Raw genomic sequence first — 11,739 nt, 5'->3', positions numbered from 1 at the left:
AATGTCTCAACTCGATTCGCTTTTACAAACTCTCTGGGATACGTTTCAAGAAATGAATCCGCAGGCCGAAGCGATTCATCAACTCCTCTCGGAGCGTGGCGAGACCGTCATCAATGATCATATTGCATTCCGAACTTTTGACGATCCACGTGTTGGAATTCAAATTCTGGCAAAGCCATTCCTGGTTGCAGGATACAAAGAGTGCGGGAGTTACGAATTTCCCGGTAAGCACCTTTTCGCAAAACATTATGAACATTCTGATGAGCAGCTTCCAAAAATCTTTATCAGCGAACTGAAACTCAACGAAATGTCCGAGGAGTTGCAAGCCACTGCTAAAACTCTCGTTGACCAAATTTCATCGCATGAACTTTCGAGTCGTCAGCTTTGTGCCCAAGGTCGGCTATGGGACATCGACCACTCCACTTATTCAAGTTTGGTTGAAGAGAGTGAGTATGCCGGCTGGCTGTCAGCATTTGGGTTTTGTGCAAACCATTTCACGGTTTCAGTCAACGCTTTGAAATCGTTTATGTCTCTTCAAGAGCTCAACGAATTTGTTAAGTCAAACGGGTTTCCTTTAAACGCAATGGGAGGAGAAATCAAAGGATCACCGGAAGAACTCCTCGAACAGTCATCCACGCTGGCTGCTCAGATGGACGTTTCGTTTTCAGACGGTACGTTTTCTATCCCGAGTTGTTACTACGAATTCGCCCGTCGATATGAACAGCCAGACGGAAAAATCTTCACCGGTTTTATCGCGAAAAGTGCGGATAAGATTTTCCAAAGCACAGATCGCCGCGAGTAGAGCATTTTCAATGCTTGTCGTGCCTGTGAAGTTCACTTTCAGAGTTTTATAAACTGCTTTCGCGAGGCGTGGGCGAGCAAACTGTTTGAGATTTCGGCTTATTTCTGGAACGGATAAATTGCTCCAAGCTCCAGAATTTGCGTGAGTTCATCGAGTGCGGTACAGCCCTCCCTGAATAGTTCAGGGTCTGCAAGATCTTCAAGCGTGAGTTCTTCACGGTAGTGCTGCTGCACCCAGAATATGAGCTTTTGATAGGTCACATCTGTCAGCAAGATCGGTTGATGAATGGCAGCAACTTCATCTTCTGTCAGTACGACTCGCAAACGTAAACAGGCCGGGCCTCCGCCGTTTTGCATGCTTTGGCGAACGTCGACAAATTCAACTTCACTCACGACGTCAACTTCATCCTTCAGCCGATCAAGAACTGCTCGAGCAGGCAGATTCGTCCGGCACTCTTCCGGTGCGAGAAAGAGCATTGTCCCGTTTGGTAAGGTGACCAATTGGCTGTTGAAAATGTATGACGAAACGGCATCTGTCACCGAGAGTTCGTCGGACGAAACTTGAAAGACTTCGAGAGATGGCTGTTCGGTTTTAAGCGTTTCCAACACGAAAGATTGATTCACAAATGCCTTGGCATGGCATACGAGAACGTTTTCGTTCGCCACCGAAATGACATCATTGTGAAAAACGCCTGCATCAATTACGTCTGGAGATTGTGCGACGAGCATGACTCTTCGTGAGTCAAGACCGTGCTGTTCAATGATAGCTTCGCAAGCGGCCCGTGATTGTCTCGCTGGAAATTTTTGTGGGCCTCCACCGTCTCCGTTCCGACCATACACAAAGATTTCGGTCCCCGGTTCGGAGTGAGAACTGCTAATTCGCAAATGGTTTGCTGCTCCTTCATCTGCGAATTCTGCTGTCGCAGGAAGCGGATTATGGATTGTGAAGTGATCAGTATCTAAGAAAATTTTCTTGAGAACCTGTCTGGTGAATTGCGGTTCAATCGATCGATGTCTTTTGCTGACGAGATTTGCAGGTGTGAAATGGACTTTCCCATCCGCAGTCTCGGCACTGGGAGAGACCGTCGCAGCATTAGCAGCCCACATCGATGAGGCACTCGAAGCTGCCGATAAAAGTTCAGGGTCATCCCGAAAGACTTTCTGGATGATCTGCTCAGCCTTTCCTGAATAACCTTGCCCCCGAAGAAATTCGAGATCGGGGCGATGGTGCGGGGGGAGAACTGCTTGAGCGATTCCGCGATCACTGAGCAGTTTCATTTTCGCCAGACCTTCCAGGGCGGCCTGACGAGGGGAAGAGATTTGGTAACGGAATCGGTCCGAGGCAACGTTCCCGAAAGAGAGGCCTCCATAGTGGTGGGTCGGCCCGATGATGCCATCAAAATTGATTTCAACAGCTTTCATGAGAAGTGAACTCCCGGCAAGAGCTTTTCTGGCACGGTTAGCGACTCCCGTTCAATCGAAGCAACTGGCGAATGGCAACTGTCAATCATGAACGACCCCGCAGGTCGATGGTTCCCACTTCTTTGTACTCCACCAAACGGCAAACGACCGCTCGCTCCGGTGGTGGGCGAATTCCAGTTGATCAGTCCCGCTTCAACTTCCTGAAAGAAACGGTCATAGCTTGAACGGTGCTTCGAGAGCAGGCCGGCTGCCAGTCCGTACTGAGTTTGATTTGCAACATCGATCGCTGCATTGAAATCTGGCACACGAATCAATTTTGAAAATGGACCGAAGAGTTCTTCATCGGGAAGAGCTTTGACGTTTGTGACATCGATGATTCCGGGGGAGACGAAAGCATCACCCAAAGGAAGTCGCTGCGCCTCGATGAGGATTTCTCCACCCGAATTCTGTAACTCTTTCTGTTCATTGATGAGCCGGTCAACAACCCTGGAATTGATCACCGATCCCATAAATGGTTCTGGTTCAGCATCGGGATGATCAACGTTCAGTTTCTTGACAGCTTCCACAAGACGTTCGATGTAAGAATCGTTTCCGTCAGTGACAATAAGTCGGCGAGCACACGTGCAGCGTTGGCCCGAGGTCAGAAAGGCAGATTGAATGGTCAAGTAGACCGCTGCATCGATGTTGTCAATTTCATGAATCACCAACGGATTATTTCCGCCCAGTTCAAGGGCGAGGATCGTTTCAGGACGCTCGACAAGTTTTTTTGAAATCGCAATTCCCGCTTGTAAACTCCCAGTAAACAACACACCACGATGGCCAGGATGAGAAACAAGACTCTCTCCGGTGTCGCGGCCACCTTGTACCAGATTGAGTACGCCCGCTGGCAAGCCTGAAGTTTCCCAAAGTTTGATGACAAGTTCCGCCACTGCTGGGGTCAATTCGCTAGGCTTCCAAACAACGGTATTCCCAGCCAGCAACGCTGGGATGATATGACCATTGCTGATGTGTCCCGGAAAATTAAATGGTCCCAAAACAGCAACGACTCCGAGTGGTTTGTACCTCGTTATACCTTTGGCTTCTGCGAGGACGATCTCTTCATTTCCTGCTCGTTTCTGGAAGGCTTCGATCGAAGCGGGAATCTTTCCGATCATTGCCTGAACTTCGGTTCTCGCCTCCCAAACCGGCTTACCGACCTCTTGAGAAATCAACTTTGCGAGTTCTTCAGACTGCTGACTCAACTGTTTCTGAAATGATTCCAGGTATTGAATTCGCTCTCCGACCGGAACCGATCCCCATTTCTTCGAGGCGTTTTTTGCAGCGTGCATCGCGTCATCGATATCGGCTTGGCTTGAATGGCGGCCTTGCCACATCAGGTCTCCATTCGCTGGGTTCTCTGAGTGAAAATCGGTCCCTTTCCCCGAACGCCAGGTTCCACTGATGTAATTTTGTCCTGAAAGTTTCATTTTGTCTCTCAACTGATTTGTGGCTCAATTGAATGAAAGAACCGCTCAGGCGACAACTGAAGTTGTTCTGGTATGCCAGAATTTCCAGAGCGTGTTCTGCTCCTGTGGGAGCGGGGGCAACTTAGTTCTTGGTCTTTACGTTCTGCCTCGTGGCGAGTTTTTCTGTAATCATCAAAGTGACCTGCACAAGCACGATAAACATTGAAAACTCTTTAAGAAGCTTTGGGGGTGACAAATCGAACTTGATCACCGGTTTCTACTTGTAAGGCCTCAGCTGCCGCACGTTCCAGGTGGATACCCTCTGTTGTCATTTGGAGTTTCGATCGAACGACTCGAAAATCCTCAGAGGCATTGCTGATGAGAAAGGATTCTTCCGAGTCGATTTGTTCGACAATCTCCGAGATTGTTTTGCGTCGACTTTCGCGGACGGTACGAATCATCGGGAGTGGACAGTGTAAAATTGGTCCGGCTTCAAAGATGTCGATCATTTGCTGAAATCGAAATCCTTCTGTTTCAAGCAACTTCCGAGCTGGGCGGGTTTCCTCATGCACTTCACCGATGACATCCTGAGCACTTTGTGGCAGCAGAGGTAAGTAGATCGGATGAACTGGCATCAGGTCGCCGATAAATTCTTTGTTCAAGATGCTCAGATAGTCCGCTTTCGGGAATTCAAGATCAAAGAAGTGTTTTCCAACTGCGTCCCAAAACGGACTTTGTCCCTTTTCATTAATGACACCTCGCATCTCAGCGATGACTTCATCGTCAAAGAGTTTCGGGAACTCAGCCATCATCAAGAAGCGTGACAAAGAAAGTAATCGTCCATTTCCACCCTGCCGATAGTCAGGATGCAAAAACAGACTTCCAATCTCACTGGGGCCATCGTGCTCAGCTACAAGATGTAGAACTGGGAGATCTTTGCGGATATTGAGCGTCAACGACTCCTGTCGGGACGTCTCAATTCGATAAGCATAAAATGGTTCAAAACCTCCCACTTTAGAAACGATGCCGGATGTTCCGACAACTTTTTGAGTTTCGACCTCCTCCATGACCAGTAAGTAGGCCTGCCCACTCGCTTTCCCTCTGGAGATGTTCAGGAACGCCTGGACCGATTCATGGATGCGAGATTCAAGAAGCTCTTTATCGCGCGGGAGAGTCGTCAATCCGAAAGATGTCAGGTCTGCAAGTGCAACAATGTCATCAAGGTCAGTCTCACGCACCGGCCGAATCACAAACATTTCCACACCCTCCAATCAATGCTCTGCGAGCATCAGAATGCTGACAAAGCGACAAGAATTGTTGCCATTTATTGAAAGTTCAATCACGGATTCCGGTTCTGCTTGAGTGAAAGAACTGTGAATTGCGTTTGACGCATTCACATTATACGCAATTTCGCTGACCTCGTCTTGAAAAGAAATCAGGACGTCAGATAGATACTGAACGGAGTGGGAACTCCATTGGTGATGAGGAGCAGTGCGAGTCTCTCTTCATTTTAGAACTGGTCCTGAAACGTGAAATTGCTCTCTCAAACGTTGAGGAAAGCGGCTATTCCAGAGGATTTCGGACTGGTTCTACAAAGAATTCTCTGATCCGCAGAGGAGAAGAACTTCGCGCAGTCGGTTTTGAATGTGCGGTCGCTGGACTATTCAAGCTGTCAAGCAGTCACGTTGTCACTGTCTGCCCAGTCAGTGGGATACTCAAATGAGTGCACCCTGACTGAGAGCTTGGGACAGTCAACTCTTGATCGATGACGACGCTTTGTGCCGAAATTGAGAGGCGGACTTTCAGAGTTTTTTGAAACTGCCGCAGGCGTTCATCCTCGGGTTTTCTAAGGGACTATCAGCTTCTGCCGGTCAGTTCAGGAATGGGGCGACCGTGGTTGACGATGGGAGTTGGACGGCCATTGAAGTCTTTAATAAAGACTTGTGAGGAATCAATTCCCAAGTGATGGTAGATCGTCGAGAGAAAGTCTCCGGGAGTACAGATGCGCTCGATGGAGTCTTCTCCACGTTTGTCGGTCGCCCCGATGACTTGTCCGGTTTCGATTCCACCGCCAGCCCAGATATTTGAAAATGCACGTGGCCAGTGGTCGCGGCCTGGTTGCCGTGTTCCCGCTGGGGCGCTGGCGTTTCCTGCACCTGTACTTGGTTGATAGCTGATCTTGGGGGTTCGTCCGAATTCGCCAGTCACCACGACCATCACACGTTCATCCAGTCCGCGCTCGTAGATATCTTCGATGAGCGCTGAGACCGCTTGATCGTAAGCTTGTGCCCGGAACCGAAGCGCATCGAAGACGTGGTGATTGACGGCATGGTCGTCCCAGTTGTTCACCCGACCGCATAAAGGCCCGCGCAAACTGGAAGTGAGGACTTCGACACCCGCTTCGACAAGTCTGCGGGCCAGAAGGAGTTGCTGCCCCCAGGTATTGCGTCCGTACCGGTCACGAGTTCGGTCATCTTCTTGAGAAAGATCGAATGCGTCTTTTGTTTTCGGATTCGTCAGCAAGGTCATGGCCTGAGTTTCGAACTCATCGAGTGCTTCAAGTTCTCCAGCTTGATCAAATGATCGTTCGAGAGTGTCGAGACTTTGCCTGAGCGATGATCTGCGACCGAGGTGCTTCACCTCATTCTGGTTGGACAAGCCGATATTGGGGACGACAAACTTCGGAGAATTCGGGTCTCCGGTGACGGAGAACGGAGCGTAAGAATCTCCAAGGTAAGCCGGTCCGTTATAGGTCGTCGGAGGATTTACGCCGACATACATTGGCAACGGATTGGTGCGTGGTCCTTCTTGATCACGTAAATAATTTGCGACAGACATCCAGTCCGGGTATTTCGGCTTCGGCTTGTCTCGCGTGTCAGAATCTCCGGAGAGCATTTGCATTGAGCCAGCAGGGTGGCCTCCTGCTCCTTGTCGCATTGAACGCAAGACAGTGAACTTGTCTGCAATTGCTGCCTGCATAGGCAGCAATTCTGTGAACTGCAATCCAGGGACTTTAGTGTCGATCAAACTGAATGGACCACGGTATTCGCTACCGGCGTTTGGTTTGGGATCGTAGGTATCGATGTGGGAATTTCCGCCCGGTTGCCAAACCATAATGACAGCTGTTTTCTTGTCCTTCTGTGGAGACGGACTTTCTGCGCGGAGGCGAAGCATGCCTGGCAGGCTTAGCGAGGCGAATCCTGCGATTCCCATTTTCATGAAGCTGCGGCGATTCCCCGGACCGGGACAATACTGGGGCACTGACCTGTTTGGTGAATGTATCATTTTTTCTCTGCGGGGTTGACGCGAATTGTGATTGGAGTTGAAACGACAATATCGACGATGTCTTTAGGCTTCGCCTTGGCGGTGGCTGACTTGAGTTGCTGCTGAGCAACTTTCAGGGCAGCTGCATTGGCTTTCTGTTTTTCAGTCACCGCTTGGACGGACTCTTTGACTGTTGCTTGATCAGCTTCTGTCGCAGTTTTGGCAGATTCTGTGAGAGTTTTCAATTCTGCAGCGATCGCTGTGGACTCTTCCTGGAGTCGCTGGAGAGTTGCTTCAGCGATTGTCACTGCTTCTGGGTTGTATCGGTATTTGGCGACCGCACTTCCATAAAAAGCAATCGTGTAATCTCCCGGGGGCGTTTTGAGCTTTCCTAAATCGAGAACCGCCTGTGAAGTCTCTTCATTGAGCGGGACATCGAAGGCCGGGGTTCTTTCGAAGCCCTCTCCGTACGTTTTGAGACTCATTTTTGTCCCGGAGAAGTCGCTGCGCAATGTTTGCACGAGTGGAATCGTCAGCTTCTCACCTTCGGCCACTTCCAGAACTTTTTGTTCTTTGGCAGAAATTGTAATCGGCGCTTGTTCCGAGTTTGAAACAGAAACCGGGACGTCGACAAGAAGGCGAGGATTGGGAATTTCGCTCCATGCGTTCGGGACCGGCCATGCCATCGAGGCCATAAAGCATGGACGAGTCACAGGTGTGCCGTTGATGTCCGCGGTTCCGGTCAAGGTGGCGCTCGAAAGACCGCGCGGAGCATTGGCTTTCGCAGTGACGAGCATGATCCCTTTCGATTTGCCAGCAGGAATTTTGAGACCTGTCGCAGTGACTCCTTCTGGAAGCCCGGACATCGTCAGGTTGATGTCTCCGTTGAATCCATCGCGGCGTACGGCGACGATTTCAAGAGGAATTGTTGCTCCTCCACGAAGTGCGATCGGTTTCGAGAGGGCATTCCGGTCGCCGTTTCTTAAATTCATGTGCAATGCCCAGCCGACAAGTGCGAAGTCTGGCTGTGCTTTGCGAATAATCAGACGGTAAATGTTGCGTGGGTCGTTTCGAGTTCCTCCGAAAAGGTCTGTGAGTTGAAGACGGTAATTTCCATCTTCCTTGATCTCGACCTTCCCGAGGATATCAGCAGATCCGGGATTGTAAGGAGGTCCATCGTATGAATAGCCGTTACTCGAGACTTTGATTGGGCTGGAAATATCGGTCAGCTCCACGACATCGGTCAAGGTTTCGTCCTTCCCTTCACCGGTCACTTTTTGAACAACGATCGACGGATCTGTCGGTAACCCGAGGCGTTCTGAGGCGACTTCGACCCACCAGACATCCCCTTTCTTGGCAGCGAACTCAAATGTGTCAACGTCGGCCGCAGGGAAGAAACTTCCCGAGATGTCGCATGGAAGAGTGATCTTTTGAGGCTGTGCGTGGTCGTTGTTTGGTTCGGTTTCTGAAGCAGCGGCGTTTTCTGCTAAGCCTTCAGGTGGCCAGGAGAAAGAACTGACGGTCTTGGTCGATGGTAGACGAACGATCGCTTCGTCTTTGGAAATGGCTTTCAGCGCCAAACGGTAGAAGTATGCACTTCCTCCGTTGAATGTCAGGTCATGAACTTTGATGATGTACTTCCCGTCAGCGGGAACTTCGAAATCGAGCGCTCCCCCTCGACGTTCCACCAATAAATCGTTTCCCTTTGCATCGGCAACAATGAGGACGGGGTTGAGCTTTGAGTCGATCCCTTTTGCCGCACAGTCCACAACGATTCGCTGGCCTTGCTGAGCTTCAAAAGAATAAAAATCGATCGCCTTTTGGGTCATCGAAGCATTGCAGATTGAATCAACGGCAAGCGGCATCGCTTTGTCGAGTGTAGTATTCGGCTTGACCTGGCTAATTTCGGAAAGAGAACCAACATTGAAGACCCGTGACGAGGAGACCCCGAGTCGCGTCATCACTCTGGCTTCATGAATCCCGACAGGGCAATCTTTTTTTATCGACACAACAAATGTGTTCGGAACAGGAATTCCTTTGTCGTTGACCTTCGGAATCGCAGTAATTCCGGGGTGTGAAAAACTGAGCAGGTCGACATCTTCGATGTTATCCCCGGTAATGGAAACTTCGACTGTTGAGCCAACCTCTCCTCCCATGGGGAAGGTTGTTAAGAGTCGCGGGGCAGGCAAACAGACAGCTTGTGCCCACAGGCTGGAACTCAGCAGTGCCATTGCGGTGACACAATTAAAAAGGCATTGTGCGTGTTTCTGAAATATCACGAACTGTTCCTTTGAAGACGATATTGATTTGAGGACAGGAACCATTTGGGGCATTTTCAATCTTTGCCGTGTCCATGAAGGGCACTCCCATGCCCTCACAGACTGCTCGCCATAAGGCGGAACGTAAAGGTCAATACTGGAACTGCTCCAGTTGGAAATTAATGATTGAACATGAATTCTTTCGTATTCATCAATGCCCAGATGAGATCCCGTAAATTTTGTTGGTGAGCAGTCGCGTCGGCGACTGGTTTTCCATTTGTATCGAGTGGGATTTCACTCAGGTAGGCCAAGGCCGTCTTGAGTTCATTTTCAGTTGGAGGCCGAGAGAAGGCACAGAGGTACAGCTCTGAAATCTTTTCCTCGGGGGAGATCTCTTTTTTAGTTAGAGTTGCAGCACGTCCGGTTCCGGCTGCCAGCTTGGATTTAATTTCGTTGGAATTGATCAAATGCAAACTTTGGGCAAGATTCGAAGACTGACTTCTCTCGCATTCACAGACGCTCAAATTGTCTGGACGCCCGAAGACTCGCAGAAAGGCCGAAGCTCTGTTGTAGCTGTTGTCCGGAAGAGCGACCGCACGAGTTCCCGGAGGAAGATTGGCGAATGCTGTTTTCGATCCGGTGAGATCGTCGATCGCATCCAAAAGGACTTCAGACTGTAACCGTCGCGGGTAGTATCTCGAATAGTTTTGTCGATCAGCGAGGTTGTGTTCGTTTGGAATCGCGCTTAACTGGTAAGCATTCGAATTTGTAATCAGACGCACCAGGTCTTTGAGATCGTAACCACTTTCGATGAAGTGCTTTTCAAGGGCAGCAAGGAGTTCCGGATTGGTGGGGGGATTGGTGTCGCGGATATCATCTTCAGGTTCAATCAATCCGAGCTTGAAGAAGTGTTTCCAGTATCGATTGACAAGCGCTTTTGCGAAGAAGGGGTTTTCCGGTGAACTCATCCAATTTGCCAACCGCAACCGTGGGTCTTCATCAGGAGGAATGGCACCAACTGAATCGCCAAGAGCTGCTGGTTTTAAAGCAACTTCGGTTTTGACATTCTTTGCTGTCGCAATTCCTCGCTTGTGAAAAATGAGATCTTCACCACGTGTGCCGGTCGGCTTGCGTCCAACTTGGCTGAAGAAGGCTTCGAAGCTGTAGTAGTCATCTTGTGACCATCGCTCAAACGGATGGTGATGGCACTGGGCACACTGCATGCGAACCCCCAGGAAAAGCTGAGCGACATCTTCAAGTTGTTGTTTTGTATCTTTGACCCGTTTGTACCAGGCGACAGGAGGATTCGCGATGACGGTTCCGGTCGCTGCCAGGAGCTCGCGAACAATCTGGTCATAGGTAACGTTGGCCAACAAGCTGTCACGAATCCAGGCATGAAACGCAAAGTTTGAAGTAATGTCGCTGGCGTCGTCACGGCGATTTTTGAGAAGAGTCGTCCACTTGTTCGCGAAGAAGTCGGCATAGCCAGGGCTCTTCAAGAGTGAATCAATCAGTTGTGCCCGTTTATCGGGATCTGAACTCGCCAGAAAATTCTGAGCTTCATCTTCGGTTGGAAGTCGACCAGCAATATCGAGAGAAACGCGACGTAAGAATGTGGCGTCATCACAAAGTGGTGATGGGGGAATGCCGATCTCCTTGAGGTTCGCAAAAACGTGGTCGTCAATAAAGTTCTTGCTCGGTGGCACGTTCTCCACCGGAATTCCCAAAGGAACCGCTGCTGTGAAGACTGCTGTTTTCCCTTGATAGCGAACCATGATCGCAACTTTTCCGGGGATGTCGTTGATGTGAACTTTCCCCGTTTCAGAAACCTCTGCCATCGCGTCGGCATTTGATTCGTACAAAGCGATGTTTGTCACATCGCGTGATGTTCCATCAGAGTAGGTCGCAATCGATTTGAGTTGCTGATCTTTCCCCATTTGCACGATACCACGTTCCGGTTGAACCTCGACTCCAACGAGCGTTGGCTCCGTCTCAGATTGATATCGTGTTCCCTGCTCGATCCATTTTGTAATCGTTTGGTAGCCTTCCGAATTTTTCTTAAGGCGAACACCTCCACCGTGTGGAGTTTCGCCGGTGGCCTTCAACAGAATCAGGCTTTGTTCGGGAGCTGTTGCGAAGACTCTTCGCCCGCGTCCCGATTTGACGAGGCTTTCGTAATCCTCTTTTGGTTCAAAACCTAACAGCGAGAGTTGAAATCCATTCTGTCCACCTCCGGCCTTTGCATGGCAGACTCCCGTATTACAACCTGCTTTGGTGATCACCGGCATCACGTCATTGACAAAGCTGACTCTGCTGCTGGAGTCTTCGCTGCTGGGCTCTTCAGCAGTGCAAATCGAAGCGAGTATCAAAGCGAAGATTGAAACTGATGCACTAATTCGAGGCAGAAAAACTCTCCTGGAATTCGGGATGGTCATGTCATAACAAGCGAGAGACATGTTGAGACCTTTGTGAGTTTTGGTAGATCAGCAAGGTGGGTAGGAGGGACGATCTATTGGTGGGCTTCTGACAATAACGTTTTTATCGTCATT

General features: G+C 49.8%; 7 protein-coding genes. 1 reads left to right on the top strand and 6 read right to left on the bottom strand.

Annotated elements, in window-relative coordinates:
• Nucleotide 1 precedes the first annotated feature (1 nt).
• Nucleotides 2-802, top strand: coding sequence for a DUF1338 domain-containing protein (locus tag Mal48_RS12825; protein ID WP_145199924.1), 801 nt, complete (start codon nucleotides 2-4; stop codon nucleotides 800-802).
• Nucleotides 803-900: 98 nt separating this feature from the next.
• On the opposite strand, the gene astB is transcribed toward Mal48_RS12825, so the two are convergent.
• From astB to Mal48_RS12795, 6 genes are all read right to left on the bottom strand, one after another.
• On the bottom strand, nucleotides 901-2,223 hold the full coding sequence (gene astB, locus Mal48_RS12820; protein WP_145199921.1) for an N-succinylarginine dihydrolase: 1,323 nt from the start codon (nucleotides 2,221-2,223) through the stop codon (nucleotides 901-903).
• Complete coding sequence (gene astD / locus Mal48_RS12815; RefSeq protein WP_145199917.1) at nucleotides 2,220-3,689, bottom strand: succinylglutamate-semialdehyde dehydrogenase; 1,470 nt, start codon at nucleotides 3,687-3,689, stop codon at nucleotides 2,220-2,222. Before astD ends, astB begins: the two co-directional genes overlap by 4 nt.
• 212 nt (nucleotides 3,690-3,901) lie before the next feature.
• Nucleotides 3,902-4,924, bottom strand: a complete 1,023-nt coding sequence (locus Mal48_RS12810) for an arginine N-succinyltransferase (protein WP_145199914.1) — start codon at nucleotides 4,922-4,924, stop codon at nucleotides 3,902-3,904.
• A 601-nt stretch (nucleotides 4,925-5,525) separates the two neighbouring features.
• Nucleotides 5,526-6,881, bottom strand: a complete 1,356-nt coding sequence (locus Mal48_RS12805; RefSeq protein WP_145206161.1) for a DUF1501 domain-containing protein — start codon at nucleotides 6,879-6,881, stop codon at nucleotides 5,526-5,528.
• A 68-nt stretch (nucleotides 6,882-6,949) separates the two neighbouring features.
• Nucleotides 6,950-9,163, bottom strand: a complete 2,214-nt coding sequence (locus Mal48_RS12800) for a PPC domain-containing protein (RefSeq protein ID WP_145199910.1) — start codon at nucleotides 9,161-9,163, stop codon at nucleotides 6,950-6,952.
• 206 nt (nucleotides 9,164-9,369) lie between these two features.
• Nucleotides 9,370-11,646: a DUF1549 domain-containing protein gene (locus tag Mal48_RS12795; protein ID WP_231739536.1), complete on the bottom strand. Its 2,277-nt coding sequence runs from the start codon at nucleotides 11,644-11,646 to the stop codon at nucleotides 9,370-9,372.
• Nucleotides 11,647-11,739 lie beyond the last annotated feature (93 nt).

The sequence above is a fragment of the Thalassoglobus polymorphus genome, assembly GCF_007744255.1.
Taxonomy (GTDB): domain Bacteria; phylum Planctomycetota; class Planctomycetia; order Planctomycetales; family Planctomycetaceae; genus Thalassoglobus; species Thalassoglobus polymorphus.
Note: the sequence above shows the minus strand (reverse complement) of the source record. Positions and strands in the feature narration are given on the sequence as shown.